We start from the raw sequence: 24,696 nt of genomic DNA, 5'->3' as shown, positions 1-24,696 counted from the left end.
CTTAAATATCGTATTCTATCTTGTCTTCAAGATATTCATCCATAGCGATGGATACAGGATTGTGTGACTCAGTGTCAACTTTTGCTTCAGCTCCATCAACTATTTGCCTAGCTCTCTTTGAAAGTATCATAACTAAGGCATATCTTGATAATTTTTCTAAATCTTCCTTATTTTTAATATAAATCATTTGTTTTCCCCCAATACTCTATCTTTTATATATTTGAATCTCTTCGCTCTATGCTTTTCAGCTTTGATTATAGCCTCGATATCTCTAACGGCATCTTCTAAATAATCATTAACTACAAAGAAATCATATTCTTCAACGAAGCTTATCTCTTTAAAACCGTTCGCAATTCTAAGTTCTAAATCTTTCTCGCTCTCAGTCGCTCTGCCAACTAATCTCCTCTTTAGCTCCGACATCGATGGCGGTACTAAAAATATAAAGACTACTTCTTTCATCTTTTGTTTTATTTGAAGTGCACCTTGAACGTCTATATCAAGCAGTACTATCTCTCCCTCTTCTATCTTTTTAGTGATAAAATCTTTTGGAGTTCCATAGTAATGTCCGTGAACGCTAGCATATTCCAAGAACTCATCGTTTTCTACCTTCTTTAAAAACTCTTCTTCGCTTAAGAAGAAGTAGCTCTTGCCATCTACTTCGCCTGGACGAGCTTCTCTAGTTGTTGCTGAGACTGAAAAGACTATGTCGTCGTTGCGTCTAAACAGTTCGTCAGCAACAGTGCCTTTACCGCAGCCAGAAGGTCCGGAAAGAACTATCAAAAAACCTCTTTTCATCTAATTACCTCCATTCAATCTTTCGCTAATAGTTGAAGTTGCTAGCGTTGAAAGAACTATGGACTCGTTATCCATGATGATAACGCTTCTAGTTTTTTTGCCGCAAGTCGCGTCTATGAGTCTGATTGTGTCACGGTTCTCCATAATTAATCTCTTTATAGGAGCAGACTCTGGTCCAACGACAGCTATGACTCTATGTTTATTGATTAAATTACCAAATCCTACGTTAATGTATTCCATAATTCACCTACTCTATATTTTGTATTTGTTCTCTAATCTTTTCGATAAGGTTCTTTTGCTCAACGCCTATCTTAGATATTTCAATGTTTTTAGTCTTGCTAAGTATAGTATTTGACTCTCTGTTCATTTCTTGAATTAAAAAATCCATCTTCTTGCCAATGGCCTCGTCTGAATTAAGCATGGACTTGAACTGAGATATGTGGCTATACATCCTTACTATCTCTTCGTCGATGGCGTATTTATCGACTAATAGTGCAAGCTCAAACTCAAGTCTTTTTTCATCGATGATGCTCTTGTCCTCGATGAGCTCATTATATTTCTTCATAAAATCTTCTTTGTATTCATCTGTATAATCAATGTAGATCTCTTTAATCTTATCAACATTTTCTTCAATTGCGGTAAGATTGTTTAGTATATCGCTCTTAAGATTTTCTCCCTCTCTAATTCTCATGTCGTCAAAATTATCAAGTGCCTTCTCAAGTGTTTCAAGCATTATATCTAAAAATTCATCACTTTCGTAATTATTTTTCACTATGCTTAAAACTTCTTGTTGACTGATTATGTCTTCAAGCTTAATCTCGTCATCAAGGCCAAGCTCTTCCTTAATTAAGCTAAGCGCCTTCATATATTTTCTTAAAAATACTAAATCCACTTCAACATCGTTAGGATCATCCTCTAGAAAGACAACTGTTAGAAAGCAGTCGATCTTTGCTCTGGATACTCTTTTTTTAATTGCAAGCCTAATCTTGTCCTCGTACTCGATAAGCGAGCGCGGGCTTCTTAGGTTTAAATCAAAATATCTGTTGTTTACAGATTTTAGTTCAAATTTTATTTTATATTTTTCACAAACATATTCGCTAGAACCGTATGAGGTCATACTCTTTAACATAGTCTCACTCCTTATGCATATATTATACCATTTATTTATAAAAATATATATAGAATATGACAAATTCTTCATATTTAAACTGAGTAACTTTGTATATAATATAAGTAAGGAGTGATTAAATGTCATTTGACGCAATAGTAACAAGAGCCTTGACTGATGAGTTCAATAATAATTACATCGGTGCAAGGGTCGGCAAGATATATCAAACTGAAAAAGATGAGATAATGATTAATATGAGAAGCAAAGATGGTTCTTTTAAAGTACTTGTTAGTGCTTCGAGTAATAATCCGCGCTTTTATGTGAGCAAGATTAGTAAAGAAAATCCTAGTGAAGCACCTTTATTCTCTATGATACTTAGAAAGAATCTGTCTGGATCAAAGCTCGTTAAGGTCGAGCAATTTGGTTTTGATAGAGCCGCACAATTTGTTTTTAGTGGCTACAATGAATTTCATGAAGAAGCTCTTTATTATCTTGTCGTTGAAATCATGGGCAAGTACTCAAACATAGTTCTTTGCAACGAAAATCACAAGGTTATTGATGCAATTAAAAGAGTTTCTACTGTCATGTCTAGCAAAAGAGAGATAGAGCCAGGTCTTATATATGAAAGGCCTCCTGTCTTTGATAGAGTCTCACCTATAAGCGTTAGTGAAGAAGATCTTAAAAATATGATGACTAATAACGCTGATCTTGAGCTAAGAGACTTTTTAATGAGGTCCTTCCTTGGCCTAAGTACTGAGATTGCGAATAAAATATTATTCGATGCAGCAATAGATGATAAGAATCTTCTTAAAAATCTTGATGAGAATGATGCGAATAAATTTATTTCATCTTTTATAAAAACTTTTGAAGAAGTTAAAGAAAAAAATTATAGCTTCAATATTTATAAGCTAAGCGAAAGAAAGAGTGCCTACAACGCCATCAGCCTAAATCAATACGCTTCGCTTGAGAAAGAAAATTTTTCTAGCATAAGTGAGCTTCTGGATAAATATTATTATGAAAAGGACCAAAAAGACAGAATAGCGCAGCGCTCGCAAAACATGAGACATACTATAAGCGCAAATCTTAAGAGGGCTAAAAATAAATTACAAAAGCAAAAAGAAGAGATGCTTGAAAGTGCTAACAGAGAGGCATACAAGGTATACGCTGACCTTATCTCATCAAATATACACAAAATTTCTAAGGGACTAAAAGAGGTTAAACTTGAGAATTTTTATGACAATATGAATGAAATTTCAGTTCCTCTTGATCAAAAGTTATCGGCCGTGCAAAACGCACAAAAATACTACAAGAGATATCAAAAAATGAAACAAAGAGAGATAGTTTTAGAAAAGCAAATTGAAAATACTGAAGATGAGATAAATTATCTTGAGCTTGTAAGTGACGCTATAGACAGAACTGACGATGTAAAGAACCTTGATGAGATATATTTTGAGTTAATAAAGAATAATTATATTAAAAAAGATAAAAAAATAAAAAATAAGCCAAAAAAAATCGCCATACACTCTGTTGATTATGACGATACAAGTAAAGTTTATTATGGCAAGAACAATTTGCAAAATGAGTATATCACTTTCAAAGTTGCTGACAAAAACGATGTATGGATGCACGTAAAAGGCTTTCCCGGATCACACGTCGTAATCAAGTCAGATGGCTACCCAAACGATGAGCTTTTAGTCTTCGCAGCTAAAATTGCCGCAAAAAATTCAAAAGCCAAAGACTCTAACAAGGTTGATGTTGACTTCACTACGAGAAAGAATGTTAAAAAACATCCAAGCGGTAAGACCGGCCTCGTTAATTATGTGAACTTCAAAACCATCACTGTAGATCTTTAGCTTTATATAAATTCGTTTTGATTAGTGCCTCTTTAAAATATTCTGGCAAATCACTTTCTATTGTTATTAAATTATTTGTAATTGGATGGATAAAACTTACTTTTCTGCAATGTAAGACTTGTCCGTCCATTTTTATTTTTCCTCTATATCCATAAGTTTTGTCGCCAAGAACTGGATGATTAATATAAGCAAGATGAACTCTAATTTGATGCGTTCTTCCTGTTTTAATAACTACACTTAAATAAGCATAATCCTCATTTTGTTTAAGTAAATGGATTTCGGAGTGAGCTTCTTTGCCTTCATCTGAGGCACACATCTTGATCTTTTTAATCGGGTCACGCATAATGCCCTTATCAACTATAGTCACTTCATCCTTAAAAGTACCCACGGCGATGGTAATGTACTCTTTATAAATCTCTCTCGACTTAAATAGCTCTTTCATCTTTTCATGTGCTTCATTGTTTTTTGCTATTATAATAAGGCCGCTAGTATCCTTATCAAGTCTGTGGATTATGCCCGGCCTTGATTCATCAATGCTGCTTAGTGAGTCAAATCTATATAATAAAAAATTCACAAGACTTAGCTCGTCATCATTTGTAGGATGAACTATAAGACCTCTTGGTTTATCGATGACAGCTATATCATCATCTTCATAGAGAACTTTTATATCCATGGACACTTTTTCAAAGCGCCTTGACTCTTTTTCTTTTATTTCAATAATGTCCCCTACATTTATTTTGTATGATGGTTTTGAGAGGCTGTCATTAACACTAACATATCCTTCTTCAATAAGCTTTTTGTACATGGACCTCGTCTTGCTCTCATCAAAATTTGCTAAAAATGCATCTAGCCTTTGACCAGCATCTTGATCATCTATCTTAATTTCTTTTATTTGCATTTTTTATCTTTAATCTTTCTATAAATGTAGTAGCCAATAAATAAAACTATGATCACACACATGTAGCTATCAGCTAGGTTAAAGCATGGATATTGGTATGAGCCAAACTTAAACGAAATAAAATCAATAACGTATCCTCTAAAGGCTCTATCAATAAAATTACCAATGATTCCTGCTAAGAAAAAGGATAGAAATACTTTTTCATATACCATAAGAGTTTTATACTCTGTTATGAAAATATATAAAATTATTGCTATGGCAATGAAGGTAACTATAAAGAAAAATATATGTTTGCCCTGCATAATGCCAAAAGCCGCGCCTCTATTCTCAACGTAATCAAAAGAAAAAAAGTTTGGAATTATTTCATAGGCAGCTTTGCCATCCAAATGAAGTTTAGCAAAATACTTTGTTATTTGATCCAAAGCAATCGCTAGTACCACTATTAAAAAATAAATCATATAACACCTACTTTACAATTTTTATAACAAGTTTAAGTTTATCCTTTTTACTAAGACCCAAGTAATCGCCTACAATAAAGCGTCCGCGTCTACGCATAGATACCATGTCGCCTACATCAAGCGTTTCGCTAATCTTGTATGTCACCTTGTAATTTATTTTCACAAGACCTGCTTCTATGGCGTTTTTTGCATCACTTCTGGATAAATTATAAACATTTGCCAATACCAAATCAAGTCTTGCTGATGCGCACGTCACAAGCTTTTCCTCATAATCTATCGCGCGAGCTAGAGGCGTTTCTAAATCAATCACCTCAAGGTCTACTCCGTAATTTTTTATCTTTTCTAAATTGAGTAAAACATAATCTAAAATTTCGTTTCTAATATAAAAATATATAGCCTCGTCATTAATAATTATGTCACCGACCTTCTCTCTCTTGATGCCAAGTGAAAGAAGCGAGCCTAAAACGTCTTTATGAGCAATATCATAATCCTTCTTGTCTATGCGTATAAGGCTTACAAAATCAGCTGCGTTTACTTCATTCATGTAATCAGGATAAATTAAAATAGCCTTACTCTCAGAATCTTCATTCCCAATAAGGCTAAAACTTATAGTATCATACGTATTGATAAGTGAAGAAAGCTCCTTCACTTCAAAAGGGTTGTAGAAGTCTGTGCACTGTATAGATCTAGTCTTTGCCACGATCTCACAAAGATCTATAACCCTTCTTGCAATTTCTTTGTTCTCAGTACTGATATGATCTAAATTTTTTGACTTATTCATTAAAATGGAAACATGCCTCTGCTTTTAAGTTCATCTTTTAAGCCGTCTATAGCAACGTTCTTTGGTGCTAAAACAAAGATGTCTCTAGTCACTTTTTGAATGCTTCCATCAATAGCATAGATACCGCCGTTGATAAAGTCAAAAATTTGTCTTTTTACACTTGCTTCTAGTTGTTCAAAATTAACAACAACTGCCTTGCCTAATCTTAAATCATCAATAATTAGTGGTGCTTCATCGTAGCCAAGTGGTTCTTGTACTGTGATCACCATAGATCCAGTTTTTCTTTGAATAGGAACAACATTTTCCTTTTCTTTTTTTCTTGAGAAGATAGATGTTTCCTTTTGTGGCTCTTCTTCTACAACTTCATCTTCATCGTCATAGTATTCTTCATCGTAATCGTCATCGCCGAATCCTAAGAAATACTTAACTTTGTCCATAAAACCCATAATAAACCTCCTAATAATTTCTTTCGCCAAATATCTTTGAGCCAATCCTCAAAATATTTGAGCCTTCTTGTATTGCTATTTTATAATCGTGCGTCATACCCATGGATAGATATTTTAAATTGACATTGTCAAATTTTTTGCTAGCCATCTTTTCTTTTAGCTCGTAAAGACCTCTAAATGTGCTTCTAACAACAGCCTCATCCTCTGTGAACGGAGCCATAGTCATAAAGCCTAATATATGTAGGTTCTTGTACTTGTGCATTTTGTCTAAAACTTCTTCTACCTCATCTTTGTAGAAGCCGCTCTTTGACTCCTCTTTAGAGATATTTACTTGCAATAAACCGTCTAATTCCATATTATTACTTGCTAGTCTCTTGTCAAGCGCTTCGATAAGGTTTAGGCTGTCAAGCGAATGAATCAGCTTAATCTTACCAAGTAACTTATTTATCTTATTCTTTTGAAGACTGCCTATCATGTGAAATTCGAAATCATCCTTTAAAGCGTCATACTTTTCTTCTATCTCTTGAACTTTGTTCTCGCCAATCTCGTGTAGACCAAATTCTTTAATCTCTTTGATTCGATTAATATCTACAGTTTTTGTAACTGCAAGTAATTTTACTTCATCTTTTTTTCTGCCAGCAAGATCTATTTCTTTATCAATAGATTCTAAAAGATCTATTAAATTTTCTTTTACACTCATTATAGTATGTCGCCCTCCTTTACAGTCGATGGGAATACCACAACTTCGTCATAATATTTTATACTTCTAAATTTTAGCTTCTTATACTTCATTAGCCCGTTATCGTCAGTTCTCATCACATATATGTTATCTCTGTCACTGCCGACTAAAAGCACTCTTTTATATCTAATGGTATTATCTATGTCTTTAATATATACCCCTTTTTCGCTACCTTTATCAATTAAAGCACTCTTTGGCAATTTAAAAGTTTTGTACTCATCAAAAATTATTTCCATCTTAGAAAATCTATCTTTATAAAGCTCAGATATTCTCTCTCTGATATTTAATAAAAATTTATAAGTCTTATCAACTTTTTCCTTCTTAAGTACTCTAGCATAAGTTTTAGTCCCAGTCAAGTCCCACTCAATTAGGACTACATCATTTACACCTACATCTTCAAGTTTTTCATTGTTAGAAAAAGCTAAGATATTCATAGAAAAATTATCGAATATCTTGAACTTATCATTGCTCTGCGCTTTGTTTATACTGTAGTTCTTGCTATCTTCAAGTAAATCTTTTTCGAATATAGCATCAAAATTCTTGTTCGTGTATTTATCTTCAAGCCCATCGATAAAATAACTAACTATACCCGACATTGACACTCTAATTGATGGTGCATCGCTTCTTTTATTTATAAGTAGTTCATCCTTCATCTCTAAAAGCTTGTCAATGGAGTAATTTTTAATACTTTCATAGTATTTATCCTCATCATCTTCAGTGCTATTTAAAATTTGAGATAAATCTTCGTATCTTTTTTGATTTATACTTATCTGTAAAGCCTTAATTTTTGATGTCATCACTTTGTTATCTAAGCCAATATCATCAGATGTATCATAATCAAGATCCTTAAGTCTTTTATTTATTGCTGCTAACTTTTTATCAATCACATCATTTGCGCTCTTTGTTACGCTTAAATTCTCAAGACCTTTCTTAACTTTTTCGCCTTCTTTGGCTTGAGTTGTGAAATAAGAATTTCTTCCTGCTTGATAAACCTCTTCAGTCTTAATTAATGCAGCATTCATCACAACAGAATTATAAAAAACTTCTTCAACAGGTGTTTCAGTCTTAACATCTTTTTTAAAAAATGATGTGATTATAGTATTAAATGCTACGATTATAAATATGAAGGCTACTAGCGCTCCTAAAAAGCTCGAAAATCCCTTACCGTTTTTCTTATCTATCTTCATATTTTTCCATCTCATGCTTTAGTGGTCTACCCATAAGCTCAGCAACAACGCTGTCTAGAGGATAGTTTTCATATAAAAGCTTGTACATCATATCAACTATAGGCATTTCAACTGAATATTTTTCTTTAAGCATATAAGTTGATTTAGTAGTTTTTATGCCTTCGACAACCATGCCTACTTTGTCAATAGCGCCTTCTGCCGATAATCCCTCGCCTATATATACACCACAAGTTTTGTTTCTTGAGTGCCTACTAGTACAAGTAACAACTAAGTCGCCTATGCCCGCAAGTCCATAGAATGTCGATGCTTTAGCGCCAAGTGCAAGCCCAAGCTTTGTTATTTCATGTATGCCTCTTGTGATTAAAGCCGCCTTAGTATTATCACCGTAGCCTCTCCCCTCACATATACCGCTTCCTAGAGCAATGATGTTCTTAGTTGCACCAGCAAGTTCAACACCTAAAAGGTCATCATTGACATAAACTCTTAGATTGTCATTTGAAAATATATCTTGAATTAGCTCTGCATCAGAAACAGATCTTGATGCGCTGACAATGGTTGTTGGTATGCCAACAGCAACTTCCTCTGCGTGTGATGGACCAGATAGTGAAACAAATCTTGCCTTTGGATTGAAGTCATAAAAAACTTCGCTCATAGTCTTAAGCGTACTTATTTCAATACCTTTGCTAACATTGACAAAAATTTTCTCTTCGTCAATATAATTTTCTATAGTCTTTAAAACATTTCTTAGTTCTTGACTAGGTACCGCAAGTACAACGATATCAGCGTCTTTAACCGCTTCTTCTATGTCATTAATTAAAACTATATTCTCAGGAATTTTAACATCCTTTAAATATTTTTTGTTCATTCGAGTTTCTTTTATTAAATTGTAAGAATCCTTATTTCTAATGTATAGACTTAATTCTTCTTGACTCTTTGCTAGGTGTATAGCTAGAGCTGAACCGAAGCTACCTCCACCTATTACTGAAATTCTCAAAACTCTGCCTCACTTTTTAAATATATATAATTTATTTTCCTCGCCTTTTATTAATCTAGTTATGTTCTTCAAGTGCCTTAATATACCTATTAAAGCAACAGCAAAACTTATTAGAACCGCTAAATTTATCTCTTTAAACTTAAGCCAAGTGTATATGAAAAACGCTAAGAACATAAGTAAAGATGATAATGAAACGTATTTTGTAATTAAAACTATTAAAAACATAGATACCATCACTGCTAGAGCGAATTTGTAGTCTATAAGTAATAAGCCGCCTATAGTCGTTGATACGCCTTTTCCTGCGCTAAAATTTAGATAAAATGGAAAGTCATGTCCAAGTACTACTCCTAATAAAGCGATGTACTGAGCAAAATCCACTTCAAAGTATCTGGATAAAAATACTGCTACTACGCCTTTAGATACATCTAAAAAAAGTGTGATTATGCCAAGCTTTGCGCCAAAAACTCTAATCATGTTTGTTGCGCCGGCATTTTTGCTGCCATAATCTCTAATGTCTTTCATCTTAAATACTTTGCCTAAGATGTATGAATTAGAGATTGATCCAATTAAGTAAGTAATGATAATTAGTACTACGCCCTTCATTACTCGCTCCTGTTCTTATAGTTTATAATTATAGATGTTCCCTCGAAAGGATAAACATTTCTTATTTGATTTTCCAAAAATCTTGTGTATGAAAAATGTGTTAATTCTTTATCATTTACAAAGATGGTAAACTCTGGTGGTCTAGTTCCTGATTGAGTTGCATAAAGTATCTTAAGTCTCTTGCCCTTATCAGATGGCGGTTGATTGATTAGTGTTGCGTTAGAAATTATATCATTTAATAAACCAGTAGAAAGTCTATGGCTGTATGATTCATTAATTTCCATGATCTTGTCAATAAGTTCATCAACTCTCTTACCAGTTAGAGCCGATATAAATAATATTGGCGCATAAGATAAGAATGGCAAGTTATTTCTAAGACTGTCAGTAAATGTTTTCATAGTCTTAGAATCTTTTTCCACTATGTCCCATTTATTTACACAGATAATTATCGCTTTGCCTTGATTGTGAGCATATCCTACTACTTTTGAGTCTTGTTCAGTAAATCCTTCTACAGCATCTATCAAAAATACGCATACATCAGCTCTATCAACACTTGAAAGCGTTCTTACTTGTGAATAAGCTTCTACCGATGAATCTACTCTTGATTTTTTTCTAAGACCGGCTGTGTCGATGAACATAAACTCTTGTCCTTTGATATTGATGTATGAGTCGATAGCATCTCTTGTAGTTCCAGCGATGTCAGTTACTATAACTCTTTCTTCACCTAAAATTCTGTTAGTTAAAGAGGATTTACCAACATTTGGCTTTCCGATAAAGGCTACTTTTAATAAGTTTTCCTTTTCTTCGAAGTCTCTATCCTCAGGGAAATTCTTAATTATCTCATCAAGAAGATCTCCTATGCCAAGTCCTTGCTCTGCAGATATTGACATCGGTTCGCCTAATGCAAGTTCATAAACATTATAAAATTCATCTTTTCTTTTGCCTTCAGTCTTATTTGCAACTAAAATTATCTTTTTATTTGATTTTCTTAATATATTTGCAATCTCATGATCAAGTGCTGTCGCTGGATTTCTTCCGTCAACAATAAATAGTATCACGTCAGAAGCTTCTATAGCAATGTTCGCTTGCTTTCTGATGTTTGACATAATCTTGTCATCATCAAAAGGATCAAGTCCTCCTGTGTCGATGACATCAAAAACATGTTGCTGCCAGCTTGCTTCAGCATAAATCCTGTCTCTTGTTACACCAGGTGTGTCTTCAGTGATAGATATTCTTCTACCAACAATTTTATTAAATAAAGTTGATTTACCAACATTTGGTTTACCTACTATACTAACTACAGCTCTATTCATACAGACACCTCCTTATCCTAACTATTATAACACAAAGATTAACAGTTTTCAACACTTAATAAGTATTAAGAAAGATATTTTCTCATTAAAATATATTTATTAATAATATATCATTCATTAATAATATATCATTCATTAATAATTTTTAATATGCAATAAAAATTTTTACACAAAAAAGAAGCGAAAGATAATCTCTCGCTTCTAATATAATATTTATTCGTTTTTTAGAATATTCCTTCGTACATTGGGAATCTCTTGCAGATATCTGATACTCTTTGTCTAATTTTCTTTCTGTCGATTGATGTATCAAATGTATCTCTGAAGATTTCAGCAACTTCTCTCATTTCGTCTTCTTTAAATCCTCTAGTTGTTAAAGCTGGAGTACCAATTCTGATACCGCTTGTAACGAATGGAGATTCTGTTTCGTTAGGAATTGTGTTTTTGTTAACTGCAATACCAATTTCACCAAGCATTGCTTCAGCTTCTTTACCTGTGAAGCCTTTCTTCTTAATATCGATTAAGATTAGGTGGTTATCTGTACCGCCTGAAATTAATCTAAATCCATATTTATCAAGTTCTTTAGCAAGTACTTGAGCATTTGCTAAAATTTGTTTACAATAATCTGTGAATTCTGGTTTAAGTGCTTCGCCAAATGCAACTGCTTTTGCAGCTATAACGTGCATTAGTGGTCCGCCTTGGATTCCTGGGAATATAGCTTTGTCAAGTTTCTTAGCGTTTTCTTCTCTACAAAGTATAGCTCCTCCTCTAGGTCCTCTTAATGTTTTGTGTGTTGTTGTTGTAACAAAATCAGCATAAGGTACTGGAGATGGATGTAAGCCTGTAGCTACTAATCCAGCGATGTGTGCCATGTCTACCATTAGCATAGCGCCTACTTCATCAGCGATTTCTCTGAATTTCTTGAAATCAATAATTCTTGGATAAGCACTTGCACCTGCTACTATTAGCTTTGGTTTTTCTTTTAGAGCTATCTCTCTAACTGTATCATAATTAATAACTTCTGTCTTAGAGTCAACTCCATAAGCAGCGAAATCAAAGAATGATCCTGAGATGTTAACTGGTGAACCGTGTGTTAAGTGACCACCTTCGCTAAGGTTCATACCTAAAACCTTATCGCCAGGTTTTAATACAGCAAAGTAAACACCAATGTTAGCATTAGCTCCTGAGTGTGGTTGAACGTTTGCATGTTCAGCGTTAAATAGCTTGCAAAGTCTGTCTCTAGCGATGTTTTCAGCGATGTCAACTACTTCGCATCCGCCATAGTATCTCTTTGCTGGATATCCTTCAGCGTACTTGTTAGTTAGTTCACTTCCCATTGCTTCCATAACAGCTTTTGAAACATAGTTTTCAGATGCTATCATTTCAAAGTGATCTTGTTGTCTATTGTGTTCTTTTTCAATGACATCAAAAATCTCTTTGTCTGTCTTTTTTAGATTGTCAAAATCCATCTTAATTTCCTCCCTTTAAATAAAATTAATTTAGCTTATTTATGATTAATAAATCATTGTCTCCTTTAGAATATCTTTTGTCATAAGACTTAACTATGAATAAAGATATTATTAATAGGACTACACCTAATATTATACTATAAAAGTCGGGAACTTTAAAGCTAAATTTTTTAAAAATGTAGTTTGAAGCAAAAATTCCTATCAAAAATGCTAATAAAGGTACTAAATATACCATCATTACCCCTCTAAGCATCTTTCTCGAATCAACTCTTATAGATACTAAGTCGCCTACCTTGTAGTTTGCTCTTGGCTTTGCTTTAACTAGGTGTTCTTTTGAATCGCATCCAGCTGCGCACGATTCGCACGAGCCACATGCTGAGTCTCTCTTCATAGATATAAGCATTTCGCCATCTTCTATCTTAATAATTCTTCCTATGCTTTCATTTTCTTCCATCTAATAGGTCTCTAACAAGCTTTGATGCGATTAATAAACCGCCTGTAGCTGTTACAAAGGATATAGACCCCGTCACCACCTTACCATCATCCTTTAATTTCTTCTCTATAGGTTCTTCTTTTGAATAAACCACGTTAATTTTCTTTTGTACTCTTTTATCTATCTTTTGTCTTAATTTTCTTGCTAATGGACATACGCTCGTCTTGTCAAGCGTTGATATCTCAAGTTTTGTCGGATCAAGCTTATTGCCACATCCCATAGCGCTGATAATTTTAATATTTTTTTCAAGGCAAGTCTCGATTAGCTCAATTTTGTTTTTAAGCATATCTATGGCGTCAACAACATAATCGTATTGCCTGTCAAAAATTTCGTCATTAATCTCTTTAGAATAAATCTTATCTATGCATCTTATATCAAGTTCATCGTTAATCTTAAGAAGTCTTTCTCTCATCACATCAACTTTTTTCTTGCCAATGGTATCATCGAGAGCTAAAATTTGCCTATTAATATTTGATTCGCTAACTGTGTCGAAATCAACTATAGTGATATGCTCTATGCCAAAGCGAACTAAGGACTCTAAGGTAAATGAACCAACACCGCCTATACCAACAATTAAAATGTTAACATCTTTAAAACTATTAAAAATTTCGTCTCCTAAAACAACTCTAGTCCTAATCGTTCTTTGTGGCTTCATTTATATCTACCTTTATAGATACTTCATGTAATTGCTTGTCATCAACTTCGCTTGGTGCGCCTGTCAATAAATCTGTTGCTGATTGTGTCTTAGGGAAGGCGATAACGTCTTTGATGTTGTCATGCTTTGTTAATAATTGAACGAATCTATCTAGACCGTAGGCAATTCCTCCATGTGGTGGAGCTCCGTACTTGAAGGCCTCAATGAAGAAGCCAAATTGTTCTTCAGCTCTTTCTTTAGTAAAGCCAAGTGCCTTAAACATTTTTTCTTGTAAATCGGAGTTATTGATTCTTATACTTCCTCCGCCAATTTCTTCGCCATTGATAACGATGTCGTATGCTTTTGCCTTAACAGTATCTTTTCTTTCTTCGATATATGGTATATCCTCAACTTTTGGATGTGTGAATGGATGGTGCATAGCCATGTATCTTCCTTCCTCTTCACTGTATTCAAATAGTGGGAAATCTGTTATCCAAAGTAGTTCAAACTTATCTGGATCGTTTAAATTTAATTCTTTAGCAATTTCATTTCTTAAGTTGCCAAGAGTTTTCTTAACAACAGATTTTTTATCTGCTACGAATAAAATTAAATCGTTATTTTTTATATCCATCTCTTTAATAAGAGCTTCTTTTTCTTCATCAGTAAAGAATTTTGCTATAGGACCAGTAAATTCTTTATCTACATACTTAACCCAAGCAAGTCCCTTTGCTCCGAATGTCTTAGCAAATTCTTCTAGCTTAGTAATATCTTTTCTTGTAAATTTTTCTTGATAACCGTCTATGTTTATAGCGTTAACCATATTGCCAGCATCAACAGTATCTTTAAATACCTTAAAGCCGCTGTTCTTAAATATGCTGCTCACATCGTGAATTAAAAATCCAAATCTTAAGTCTGGTTTATCAACACCATATTTATCCATCGCTTCGTCAAATGGCATTCTTCTTAAAGGAAGCTTGATGTCTATATCCAAAATTTCTTTAAATATATGTGCTATAAGCTTTTCATTGATTGACATAACGTCGTCTTCGTCAACGAAACTCATTTCAATATCGACTTGAGTAAACTCTGGTTGTCTGTTAGCTCTAAGATCTTCGTCTCTAAAGCACTTAGTAATTTGATAGTATCTATCCATGCCTGAAACCATTAGTAATTGTTTAAATAATTGTGGTGATTGTGGTAGGGCAAAGAACTTTCCAGGATTAACTCTACTTGGAACGATGTAGTCTCTAGCTCCTTCTGGAGTTGATTTGCCAAGCATAGGTGTTTCTATCTCTATAAATCTGTGATCATTTAAAAAGTCTCTGAAAGCTTTGTAAATTTTTGCTCTTGTCATAAGAGTTTTTTGCATAAATGGCTTTCTTAAATCAAGAAATCTGTATTTTAATCTCATTTGCTCGCCAACATTGTCATCATCTTTTACATAGATAGGCGGTGTTTGAGCTATATCAAGTATTTTAAGCTCTTCGGCTAAAATTTCGATATCGCCAGTTGGGATGTGTGGGTTCTTTTGAGATCTCTCTCTAACCTTTCCTCTAACGGCAATAACATACTCGCCCTTAAGTCCCTTAGCTTTTTCAAAGACATCTTTAGTGATAGTCTCATCAAAAACTACTTGAGATATACCACTTATATCTCTTATATCAACAAAGATAAGTTGTCCTAAGTTTCTTTGAGTTTGCACCCAACCCATTAGAATAACTTCCCTTTCTATGTCTTTCATTCTTAGTTCGCCACAGTAGTCACTCCTGCGCAAGTTTCCCATTGTTTCCATAAATATCCTCCCAATAATCTATATATCTTTATTATAAACGTTTTTTATATACAAATCAATGTCTTTATAATTAAATTTTCGCTCTAAATTATCATTGTCAATATATTTTGATACGGCTCCAGCACCAAAAGCGTATATACTACTTAAATCATTCATCGAAATCACATTGTAAATGGACGCCTTACCAGCTAATGAAAAAGCAAGATTCTCAAGATTTGAGTTTGTCATCTTCTGCCTGTACATGTAATATGGCTCATAACCAGCCGCATAAAGCATAGCGTAAATTTCTTTTGATAAATCGATGTTTTCAAGCTTAAAATCTTCCTGAGCAAGAACTGCCCTTCTCTTTATTGCTAAATTGTGTATGGTGATGGACTCAGGCCTCATAGATATAAGCTTTTTAACTGAATTGGTGTAATCAATTTTACTCTCGCCTTCAAGGCCTATGATTAAATCCATATTGATATCAAAATTATAGTTCCTAGAAAGCTCATAAACTTTATAAAGCTCATCAAGGCTCGAATTCCTATGAACTCTCTTAAGTGTCTCTTCATTCATAGTCTGTGGATTGATACAAATCCTCGTAACATTGTATTTATCAAGTATATCTAGTAGCTCCTCGTCCATAGTATCGGCTCTGCAGCACTCAAAAGTTAACTCCTTAAATTTATAATTTTCATTAATGTATTTTAATAATTTTTCTATATTAGCCCTATCAATAGCAGACGGAGTTCCTCCACCTATGTATATACTGTCTGGCTCTGTTATATCTCTAGTTTTGCTCTCAAATTTCATCTCATCAATAACTGTGTCAATGTATTTTGTAAAATCAAAAGTTTTTTTACTAATGTCATTTGTATAAAATGAGCAATAAGAACAAATTCCTTTGCAAAATGGTATGTGTATATATAAGCTATATTTTGGTTCAAAATCAAGACGCTGATTTTTAAAAGTTTTCTCCATAAGCTCAAATTTTTTATCCGAAATAAAAAATTTTTCCTTAAAAGCCTCTTTGTCATCTGACTTGGCATATAGTTTTAATGGTTTAATTCCAGTAAGTATACCCCATGGAAGACTTATGCCTTCTTTAAAAAACTCCTTATATATAAGGGCTTTCATTTCATTATTGCTAAGACCATCAAAACCAGTAAGAGTCCTCTCTTTGCCATCTATAGAAAAACTCACACCATCATCCAAAATTTTATACGCAATACCAGCTCCAATGTTTTGAAATTCCCAAAAGAGCTCTTTTATCCTCTTTATACTAGCTTCTCTTAGCATTGACGTAAGGATTATTTGCCCTTTCCTCTTCTGAACTAGTATTCATGCTGTGTCCTGGATATATTGTGTAATTACCTTCTAAGCCCAAAACTTTATTAACAGAATCCATAAGTTCAGCTTCGTCCCCGCCATAAAGGTCGCTTCTGCCAACTGAGTGGAAGAATATAGTGTCACCAACAAATAAGTTATCACCTATTTGATAAGTTAATCCGCCCTTTGTGTGTCCAGGAGTTTTTATTACATTAAGCTCAATGCTGCCAAATTTCATTGGACCCTCTTTATCAATTGTGTGGTCTATGTTTATAGGTTCATCTATGTAATTTCTCATCTTGTCATTTAGCATAAAATCTGTTCTTTGTGTCATATAATAATCATCTTTTGATATATATGATGGTGCTCCTGTTAATTTTCTTAGCGCATTTACGCCTAAAACGTGATCAAAGTGACCATGTGTAAGTAAAATCGCTTTTAGATTTAGATTATGTTCTTTCATATAAGCATATAAATCATCAGCATTACCGCCAACGTCTATGATTATTGCATCGCCATCATCATTACTAATAATGTATGAATTTGATCCATATACACCAACATTTTTCTTAAAAATATTCATTTAAAACTCCTTCTTCGAATCCAATAATATTGTCACAGGTCCAGAAAGATGCGCATGTATGTGCATATCTGCTCCAAAAACTCCTGATTTAAATTTTATTCCACTTGTTTTTAATTTTTCTTTAAATATTTCATAATAGCTTTCAGCTTTCTCAGCCTTAGCGCTTCTCATGAAATTTGGTCTATTGCCCTTTCTTGCGTCACCATATAATGTGAACTGCGAAACAAGAAGTATTTCGCCATGAACATCTTGAACAGATAAATTCATCTTGTCATCTTCATCAGAAAAAATTCTCATATTAGTGACTTTTTTGAAGATATATTCAAGATCTGCCTCTGTATCATCGTCCTCAACAGCGATATAAACTAAAAGGCCGCCATTTATTTCGCTTACAAGCTTTTCATCAACTTCTAATCGAGTTTCTTCTACTCTTTGTACAATTGCTCTCATATCTATGCCCTGTAAACATCCAAAATTCCATTTATCGTTTTAAGTTTTTGTATCATCTTATCAAGCTCATCCTTTCCTACTACTTCAAACGTCAAATATATAAATATATCGCTAATGGTATTGCTCTTAGCACTCAGTGATTGTATACCAACATTGGCTTCTTTAGCCATGGCGGTTATTTCTGATAGTATACCAGTTCGGTCAACCGCTCTAATTGTAACATTTGCAAGGAATTTATCACTAGCTTCAGTATCCCACTCGGCATCTAAGCATCTGTCTGAGTCTAGATAATTAGCAATATTTGTACAGTCCTTCCTATGAACAGAAACACCGTATCCCCTAGTAACAAAACCAATGATTTCATCACCAGGAACTGGGTTACAACACTTAGCAAACTTAATCTTCATTCCCTCAAGGCCATCTATCCTAACGCCTGTAGCATCTTTTTTCGATGTAGAGCTCTTTAAGTAATCATCCTCATTCTTTGTTAAGCCAATATTTTCAATAGCATTTTTAATATTTAAAATTTTATTTATAACTAATTTTTCTTTGAAATTACCATATCCAATGGACGCAAATAAATCATTAACTGAGTTAATTGAAAGCTCTTTTGCTAATTTTTGATAAATTTTCTCATTATCTAAAATATTTGTGTCAAGTCCAAGTTTTTTAGCCTCTCTATCAAATAGCTCCTTGCCTTTTTCGATGCTGATGTCTTTTTCCTTAGACTTAAACCATTGTTTTATCTTTTGTCTAGCTCTTGGGCTCTTAACAAATTTCAGCCAGTCTCTACTTGGTCCAGATGATGACTTTTGCGTGATAACCTCAACTATATTGCCATTCTTAAGCTTATAGTTTAGTGGAACTATCCTTGAATCAACTTTAGCGCCAACACAAGTGTTACCAACGCCTGTGTGAACTCTGTAAGCAAAGTCAACTGGAGTTGATCCTTCTGGAAGGTCGACAACATCACCATTTGGTGTAAATACAAATACTTCATCATCGAAGAAATCTATCTTAAGTGTATCTATGAATTCTTTTGGATCCTTTAAATCTTTTTGCCACTCAAGTAATTGCCTTAACCAATCAAGCTTGCTATCAACGTCTTTGCCCTGAGTCTTACCGCCCTTGTATTTCCAATGCGCAGCGATACCATACTCGGCCACTTCATGCATTTCATATGTCCTAATCTGTATTTCAAATATCTCGCCAGTATCTGATATAACTGTTGTGTGAAGCGATTGATACATGTTTGGCTTAGGCATGGCTATGTAGTCTTTAAATCTTCCTGGAAGAGGCTTCCACATGGAGTGAACTATACCAAGAACCGCATAGCAATCCTTAACTGTGTCGACCAAAATTCTTACCGCAATCAAATCATATATGGACTCAAAACTTTTGCTCTTGCCCTTCATTTTCTTGTATATGCTGTAAAAATTCTTAGGCCTACCGCTTATGTCGTAGTGAAGCTCTTGCTTATCAAGCTCTGCTGATATCTTCTTAATAATCTCATTAATCTCTTTTTCACGTTCGCTTCTCTTTTTATTGATTTTCTCTACCAAATCATAGTATCCTTCTGGATCAAGATATCTTAGTGATAAATCCTCAAGTTCCCACTTAATCTTGAAAATTCCGAGTCTTCCAGCAAGTGGTGCATATATCTCTATAGTTTCTTGAGCTTTTTGCTTTCTCTTCTCTTCATTCATGTACTCAAGCGTACGAAGATTATGAAGTCTATCCGCAAGCTTAACTATTATGACTCTTATATCATTATTCATAGCAAGAATCATTTTTCTAAGATTTTCTGCTTGGAAAGCCTCAGAGCTCTTATAATTAAGCTTGTTTAACTTAGTTACGCCGTCAACAATTTTCGCAACATCTTCAGAAAACATCTCTTTAATGTCATCGTAAGTTGCTGGAGTGTCCTCAACAACGTCGTGTAATAAAGCAGATACTATGGTTTCAACGTCCATATCAAGGTCAGCTAGTATGATAGCGACATTGACAGGGTGAATAATATAAGGCTCACCAGACTTTCTCTTTTGATCCTTATGCATTAATTTTGCATATTCATAAGCCTTCATCACAAAGGCAACTTCCTCTTCAGTCATATATTTTTCAATAATTTTAATTAAATCTTCTATCATAAGCTCACCTCCTAAATCTAAAGTGCTTTACATTTATTTCAAGATTTTTATTGTTCATATACTCATTTATTCTAAGATTGTAGCAAATATCCATAATTATCTCTTTACCACTTGCTAAATCTCTGTAAATATCCGAATTAAACTCGTCTTCGTAATCTTTTTTAAGCTCATCTTCCTTGTAGAATAGTATTGCAGTCATAATGTTATCAAGCTTAGTTCTAAATTTTAGCTTTATAACGTTTCGATTCTGCCCAAATACACTGATATCCTTTAAAAAAAGGTCTTTATCTGCAAATAATACATCTGGATTCTTCTCCCCAAATGGTTTTAATTTTTCAATCGTATCAAAAATCGAAAACTTTTGAAAATCAATTGGATAAAAAGCATCGATATAAATTTTTTCTATCTTATCTTCGTCCGTTAAATTTGAATTGTTATTTATAAATGTGACGAATTTGTCATAATTATCAAGTTTTAATTCAAGTCCTGCCGCTAATTTGTGTCCACCAAAGCCACTTAAAAAATCCTTTGCCTTGCTTAGCTCATCAAATAAATTGTATTCTTCAATTGATCTAGCTGAACCATACAGAACACCGTCTTCTTCGTATAGAGCTATAGCTGGCCTATAGTACCTTTCCTTGAGTCTTCCAGCTACAATACCCGCGACGCTTCTTTCTATATCTTTTGATTTTACAATTATTACATCTTTATCAAGAAAATTTTCATCTGCCTCTATCTCTTTGATAGCTACTTCATAACCAAGCTCTGTTAAATCTTTTCTCTCTTGATTTAAAGCATATAACTCTTTGCAGATGGTTATAATCTTATCATCGTCATAAGACTCAAAAGCTGCAATCGCGTGATTTGCATTGCTTAGCCTGCCTATAGCATTGACTGATGGCCCTAAAATAAAACCAATATGAAATACATTTATCTCCTTATCAACTTTTAGCTCATTTTTCAAGTGGTAAAATGCCTTGGCTGGTCTTGAATTTATTAGTTCTAAGCCTCTTTTAATCAAATCTCTGTTCTCATCAAGTAGCGGCATAATGTCTGTTATAGTTGCAAATGCAGCATACTGAGTAATCTCATCAATTAAATCCGCATTAAATTCATAGTCCTTGCTAATATATGTGATTAATTTAAAAGCTACAAAGGCACCGCATATATCCTTGAATGGATATGAAGATTTTTCTACTTTTGGGTCAATTATTGCATCCGCTTCAACAGAAATCTCTTTACCATCTTCAATTTTTGGTAAATGGTGGTCTGTCACAATTACCTTGATGCCATTATCTTTCGCATATTTCACAGCTTCAAAGGCTGATACACCATTGTCACAAGTAATTATGACAGAAACGTCGTCTTTTATACAGCCGTCAACAATGCGTTTGTTAATGCCGTAGCCATCTTGCTTTCTATCAGGCACTTCAAAGCTAGTATCTGCTCCAAATGTCTTAAGGCTTCTTAGTAAAAGCGTAGTAGACATGATGCCGTCTGAGTCATAATCGCCAACGATTCTGATTTTTTTGTGATTGTCAATAGCGTCCTTAATAATTTTACGAGCCAGTTCCAAATCCGGAAGACCTTCTGTTCTGTAGATTAAAGAGTAGTCATTATTTAAGTAATCAATTACTTCTTCCTCTTCTACAATACCTCTATTGCAAAGAACTTTTGCTAATAAATCATCTTTTACTATATTTTTAACTGCCGTATAATTTTCAGTATTTCTATTTTTCAAAAACCATTTTTGCATACAATAACCCCATTATCTATATTTAATTATTATATCATAAATTGCTTCATATTAAAAGCATTTTTTATAAAGAAAATCTATATAAAAAAGTAATTTACAAAATCTTAAAGTTTTGATTATAATGCTTCGTATTATATAAGTACTCAATTGTATAATACGAAAAAGGCCTAGATATAACTAGACCCTTCTCATAAATATTGCTGTTTTAAATTTTATATAAACTTTTTTATAATTCATAAACTTCATCAGCTACTTCATTTAAAAATTCTATGTCGTGTGAAACTATAAAAATTATTTTATCCATAGCTTTGTATTTTTTAATCAGTTCAGATATTTTTTCCATATTGGTATAATCCATACCGCTTGTTGGTTCATCATAGTAAACAAAAGTTGAGTCTTTGCACATAACAGATGCTATTGCAAGTCTTTGCTTTTGTCCTCCCGATAAACTCATTGGATGTCTTTCAATAAATTCATCTAAGCCTAAATCTTTTAAAATGATTTTTGCCTTTTCTTCATCAAAATTCTTTACACCTAAACTAAGCTCTTTGAATACTTCATCTGTAAATAATTGATGATTTACATCTTGCATAACAAGTGAAGAGTTTTTAAGTCTTTCTTTTTTAGATAATTTCTCGCCTTTGAAATAAATTTCTTCTTTTGATTTTTTCTCAAGACCAATTAAGCATCTTAATAGCGTTGACTTTCCTCGTCCATTGGATCCTATTATGCCATAAATTTTCCCAAGCTTAAATGAAATGTCTTTTACACTTAAACACTCATCTGCAGTAAATTTGTAGCTAAGATTCTTTATCTGATACTCTCCACCGCCTTTTAGATAAGGAACTTCTAATTTGCTTAATTCCTTATCTCTTAAGCTTAAAGCGTTCAATTCATTTTTGTCTAGCTTTAAAAATTCACTTCTAGTATAAGTTTTTTTAATTTTGCCCTTATCTATTAAAAATACACGGTCAACTATGTCCATCAAATAATAAATTCTATGCTCAGCTACAATTATGCTTATGCCCTTTTCTTTTAGTATCTTTAGCATCTTTGTCAAAACACTTATGCTTTTAATGTCCAAATTTGATGACGGCTCATCCATAACTATGATCTTTGTGCCTGCTATATAAGAAGCAGCAATGCAAAGAATTTGTTTTTCGCCGCCAGATAGATTAAATATATTTCTATTCAATAGATTTTTTATCGGGAAAATTTCTAGCATCTCATTCAGACGTCTGTCCATCTCTTCTCTTGCAAGACCAATATTTTCTAAATAAAACAATAATTCTAATGTCGTATTAACATTAAAGAAATATGTCTTAGGATTTTGAAAAACAGTTGAGACAAGCATTGAGATTTGATAAAGTTCCAAATCTTTTATATTTTTGCCATCAATAATTATTTCGCCCTTTGTCTTTGCGTTATCATACCTTACAGCTAGTCCATTGATTGAATTTATTAAAGATGACTTACCACTTCCACTTTTTCCTGTAAATAGCACACACTCTCCCTCGGCTATTGATAGTGATATATCATCCAATATATGCACTTCGCCATAATCAAGACTTAAATTTTTAATTTCTACCATATTAAGCCTCCCACAATAAGTCCAAGAGCCGCTAAAACATAAACAAAATCAATTAGCTGTATTTTTGCTCGAATATATCTAGTCTTGGCAATTGGATTTTCTATCGCCTTTGTTTCTGCTGCTTTTGCAATGTCATCTGCAATGTTTGAAGATATAATTAGTAGTGGTACTGAAACATATTCAAGATATTTGATTGGGTTTTTAAAATTTATCCCCCTTACTCTCATAGCCATTTTGATGTTTTTCTTCTCCTCTTTAAAAGATGGGAAGAATCTAAACATAACTGCAATAGGTATGGAAAGATTTTTTGGAATTTTAAGCTTATCCATTGATGAAATTATTGCACCTACATCAGAGGTCTTTATCATGAAGCTAGCTGCCATAAATGGCAATAAAAACATTCTGAAGATAATAAATAAGCTTAAAAACATCTTAATTATTGGATTTATATTAGATAGCACCATAAAATTAGGTAAAGCATATAATATTGTGCATAAAATTATCCATTTAAAAAGTGTTTTTTTGTATCCATTTAAATAAAACAAAATACCAATAATACAAGCAATTGCTAGCTCAAAACGGATGTTTAAGCTATGCACAACAGTTAAGCCTGTAAGAAATACGACTAATATCTTACTTATTGGATTGGGATTAAAGGGAACATTTGAAGAAAAGGTAGGCATTATACAATGCCTGCTTTTTCAAAGTGTTTTTTCAATAGAGCCTTGCCTATATATGCTCCAATTATTCCTCCTAGAAAAGCACCTAAGGCTACTAAGGCCATGTGAGGATATGTTATTAGTTTTTCCATTGCATCAACATAATCTTTTCCCATCATTTCAATAGACATTTCCAAATATTTTTCTTTCGCTAAAAGCATTTGCATTAAAGAGCTACATATCCATGTGCTGAAGATTGCATAAGAAAGCATATTGTATTTAAAGGAATTATAATTACCAATCTTTCTAATTAATTCTGCTATTATCATTACTATAAGCGATAAAACTACAAGGACGTAGGTATGACCACATGCAAACATAACAAGTGGTGATATCATACCGAATATAAATAATGCCCATGGTTTTTGAACCTTAGCCATAAATAACATAACTACAGTTCCTGCAACTATGGCTAAAACTGTTGGGTAAACTAAAAACAATATTGGGATCATGCCCATCATGCCAACACCAAACATCAAGACGAAATAAATTACGGCAAAAACACCGATACTTACTGAATCTTTGACTTTTAATTTTTTATTATCCAATTTAAACCTCCTAATAAATAAATTCTTCTGT

Annotated in this window: 26 protein-coding genes; 1 reads left to right on the top strand and 25 read right to left on the bottom strand. The window is 33.3% G+C overall.

Annotated elements, in window-relative coordinates; genetic code table 11:
• Position 1: 1 nt before the first annotated feature.
• Genes rpoZ through AC2UOP_RS00525 form a run of 4 tightly spaced genes read right to left on the bottom strand, consistent with a single transcriptional unit; the run spans position 2 to position 1,924 of the window.
• On the bottom strand, positions 2-187 hold the full coding sequence (gene rpoZ, locus AC2UOP_RS00540) for a DNA-directed RNA polymerase subunit omega (protein WP_019214659.1): 186 nt from the start codon (positions 185-187) through the stop codon (positions 2-4).
• Positions 184-795 carry a guanylate kinase gene (gene gmk / locus AC2UOP_RS00535; RefSeq protein ID WP_019214658.1) on the bottom strand — a complete coding sequence of 204 codons (612 nt, stop codon included), beginning with the start codon at positions 793-795 and terminating at the stop codon, positions 184-186. The genes rpoZ and gmk overlap by 4 nt, the downstream gene beginning before the upstream one ends.
• Entirely contained in the window at positions 796-1,035 is a 240-nt protein-coding gene (locus AC2UOP_RS00530; protein WP_019214657.1) for an extracellular matrix/biofilm biosynthesis regulator RemA family protein, read from the bottom strand.
• A gap of 7 nt (positions 1,036-1,042) precedes the next feature.
• Positions 1,043-1,924 (bottom strand): YicC/YloC family endoribonuclease, encoded by an 882-nt coding sequence (locus tag AC2UOP_RS00525; protein ID WP_484832286.1) that lies wholly within the window; start codon positions 1,922-1,924, stop codon positions 1,043-1,045.
• Positions 1,925-2,043: 119 nt separating this feature from the next.
• Between AC2UOP_RS00525 and AC2UOP_RS00520 the strand changes: the two genes are divergently transcribed.
• A complete protein-coding gene (locus tag AC2UOP_RS00520) occupies positions 2,044-3,756 on the top strand; it encodes an Rqc2 family fibronectin-binding protein (RefSeq protein ID WP_484832285.1) in 1,713 nt (570 codons plus the stop codon).
• Here AC2UOP_RS00520 and AC2UOP_RS00515 read toward each other — a convergent pair.
• The 21 genes from AC2UOP_RS00515 to AC2UOP_RS00415 all read right to left on the bottom strand — a co-directional run bounded on the left by AC2UOP_RS00515 (position 3,740) and on the right by AC2UOP_RS00415 (position 24,665).
• Positions 3,740-4,654, bottom strand: a complete 915-nt coding sequence (locus AC2UOP_RS00515; RefSeq protein WP_484832284.1) for an RluA family pseudouridine synthase — start codon at positions 4,652-4,654, stop codon at positions 3,740-3,742. The two genes, AC2UOP_RS00520 and AC2UOP_RS00515, sit on opposite strands and share 17 nt — an antisense overlap.
• Positions 4,645-5,112 (bottom strand): signal peptidase II, encoded by a 468-nt coding sequence (lspA, locus tag AC2UOP_RS00510; protein WP_019214653.1) that lies wholly within the window; start codon positions 5,110-5,112, stop codon positions 4,645-4,647. The genes AC2UOP_RS00515 and lspA overlap by 10 nt, the downstream gene beginning before the upstream one ends.
• 7 nt (positions 5,113-5,119) lie before the next feature.
• On the bottom strand, positions 5,120-5,893 hold the full coding sequence (locus tag AC2UOP_RS00505) for a YlmH family RNA-binding protein (RefSeq protein WP_070598688.1): 774 nt from the start codon (positions 5,891-5,893) through the stop codon (positions 5,120-5,122).
• A complete protein-coding gene (locus AC2UOP_RS00500) occupies positions 5,893-6,339 on the bottom strand; it encodes a cell division protein SepF (RefSeq protein WP_070598687.1) in 447 nt (148 codons plus the stop codon). Before AC2UOP_RS00500 ends, AC2UOP_RS00505 begins: the two co-directional genes overlap by 1 nt.
• Positions 6,340-6,349: 10 nt before the next feature.
• Positions 6,350-7,039 (bottom strand): YggS family pyridoxal phosphate-dependent enzyme, encoded by a 690-nt coding sequence (locus tag AC2UOP_RS00495; RefSeq protein WP_480019298.1) that lies wholly within the window; start codon positions 7,037-7,039, stop codon positions 6,350-6,352.
• A complete protein-coding gene (locus tag AC2UOP_RS00490; RefSeq protein WP_070598685.1) occupies positions 7,039-8,265 on the bottom strand; it encodes a biotin/lipoyl attachment domain-containing protein in 1,227 nt (408 codons plus the stop codon). Before AC2UOP_RS00490 ends, AC2UOP_RS00495 begins: the two co-directional genes overlap by 1 nt.
• Positions 8,252-9,259 (bottom strand): NAD(P)H-dependent glycerol-3-phosphate dehydrogenase, encoded by a 1,008-nt coding sequence (locus AC2UOP_RS00485; RefSeq protein WP_070598684.1) that lies wholly within the window; start codon positions 9,257-9,259, stop codon positions 8,252-8,254. Before AC2UOP_RS00485 ends, AC2UOP_RS00490 begins: the two co-directional genes overlap by 14 nt.
• A 9-nt stretch (positions 9,260-9,268) precedes the next feature.
• Positions 9,269-9,862 (bottom strand): glycerol-3-phosphate 1-O-acyltransferase PlsY, encoded by a 594-nt coding sequence (gene plsY, locus AC2UOP_RS00480; protein WP_480019297.1) that lies wholly within the window; start codon positions 9,860-9,862, stop codon positions 9,269-9,271.
• Positions 9,862-11,175: a ribosome biogenesis GTPase Der gene (gene der, locus AC2UOP_RS00475; RefSeq protein WP_019214645.1), complete on the bottom strand. Its 1,314-nt coding sequence runs from the start codon at positions 11,173-11,175 to the stop codon at positions 9,862-9,864. Before der ends, plsY begins: the two co-directional genes overlap by 1 nt.
• Positions 11,176-11,399: 224 nt before the next feature.
• Positions 11,400-12,641, bottom strand: a complete 1,242-nt coding sequence (gene glyA / locus AC2UOP_RS00470) for a serine hydroxymethyltransferase (protein ID WP_106017957.1) — start codon at positions 12,639-12,641, stop codon at positions 11,400-11,402.
• Between the two features lie 25 nt (positions 12,642-12,666).
• Positions 12,667-13,095: a SoxR reducing system RseC family protein gene (locus tag AC2UOP_RS00465; RefSeq protein ID WP_106017958.1), complete on the bottom strand. Its 429-nt coding sequence runs from the start codon at positions 13,093-13,095 to the stop codon at positions 12,667-12,669.
• Entirely contained in the window at positions 13,082-13,789 is a 708-nt protein-coding gene (locus tag AC2UOP_RS00460; protein ID WP_019214642.1) for a tRNA threonylcarbamoyladenosine dehydratase, read from the bottom strand. Before AC2UOP_RS00460 ends, AC2UOP_RS00465 begins: the two co-directional genes overlap by 14 nt.
• Positions 13,767-15,560, bottom strand: a complete 1,794-nt coding sequence (gene aspS / locus AC2UOP_RS00455; RefSeq protein WP_484832283.1) for an aspartate--tRNA ligase — start codon at positions 15,558-15,560, stop codon at positions 13,767-13,769. The genes AC2UOP_RS00460 and aspS overlap by 23 nt, the downstream gene beginning before the upstream one ends.
• An 18-nt stretch (positions 15,561-15,578) precedes the next feature.
• Positions 15,579-16,841, bottom strand: coding sequence for a coproporphyrinogen dehydrogenase HemZ (hemZ, locus tag AC2UOP_RS00450; RefSeq protein ID WP_484832282.1), 1,263 nt, complete (start codon positions 16,839-16,841; stop codon positions 15,579-15,581).
• Positions 16,825-17,454 carry an MBL fold metallo-hydrolase gene (locus tag AC2UOP_RS00445; RefSeq protein WP_484832281.1) on the bottom strand — a complete coding sequence of 210 codons (630 nt, stop codon included), beginning with the start codon at positions 17,452-17,454 and terminating at the stop codon, positions 16,825-16,827. Before AC2UOP_RS00445 ends, hemZ begins: the two co-directional genes overlap by 17 nt.
• On the bottom strand, positions 17,455-17,904 hold the full coding sequence (gene dtd, locus AC2UOP_RS00440; RefSeq protein ID WP_480019290.1) for a D-aminoacyl-tRNA deacylase: 450 nt from the start codon (positions 17,902-17,904) through the stop codon (positions 17,455-17,457).
• Positions 17,905-17,906: 2 nt separating this feature from the next.
• The gene (locus AC2UOP_RS00435) at positions 17,907-20,051 is read right to left on the bottom strand and encodes a RelA/SpoT family protein (RefSeq protein ID WP_484832280.1); all 2,145 of its coding nucleotides are present in this window, start codon (positions 20,049-20,051) and stop codon (positions 17,907-17,909) included.
• A 4-nt stretch (positions 20,052-20,055) separates the two neighbouring features.
• Positions 20,056-21,807: a single-stranded-DNA-specific exonuclease RecJ gene (gene recJ, locus AC2UOP_RS00430; RefSeq protein ID WP_484832279.1), complete on the bottom strand. Its 1,752-nt coding sequence runs from the start codon at positions 21,805-21,807 to the stop codon at positions 20,056-20,058.
• A gap of 226 nt (positions 21,808-22,033) precedes the next feature.
• On the bottom strand, positions 22,034-23,398 hold the full coding sequence (locus tag AC2UOP_RS00425) for an ABC transporter ATP-binding protein (RefSeq protein ID WP_484832278.1): 1,365 nt from the start codon (positions 23,396-23,398) through the stop codon (positions 22,034-22,036).
• On the bottom strand, positions 23,392-24,081 hold the full coding sequence (locus tag AC2UOP_RS00420) for an energy-coupling factor transporter transmembrane component T family protein (protein WP_484832277.1): 690 nt from the start codon (positions 24,079-24,081) through the stop codon (positions 23,392-23,394). Before AC2UOP_RS00420 ends, AC2UOP_RS00425 begins: the two co-directional genes overlap by 7 nt.
• Complete coding sequence (locus AC2UOP_RS00415; RefSeq protein ID WP_484832276.1) at positions 24,081-24,665, bottom strand: MptD family putative ECF transporter S component; 585 nt, start codon at positions 24,663-24,665, stop codon at positions 24,081-24,083. Before AC2UOP_RS00415 ends, AC2UOP_RS00420 begins: the two co-directional genes overlap by 1 nt.
• Between the last annotated feature and the right edge of the window lie 31 nt (positions 24,666-24,696).

It is taken from the genome of Fenollaria sp. (assembly GCF_057222035.1).
This window is presented reverse-complemented; position numbering and strand designations above follow the sequence as displayed.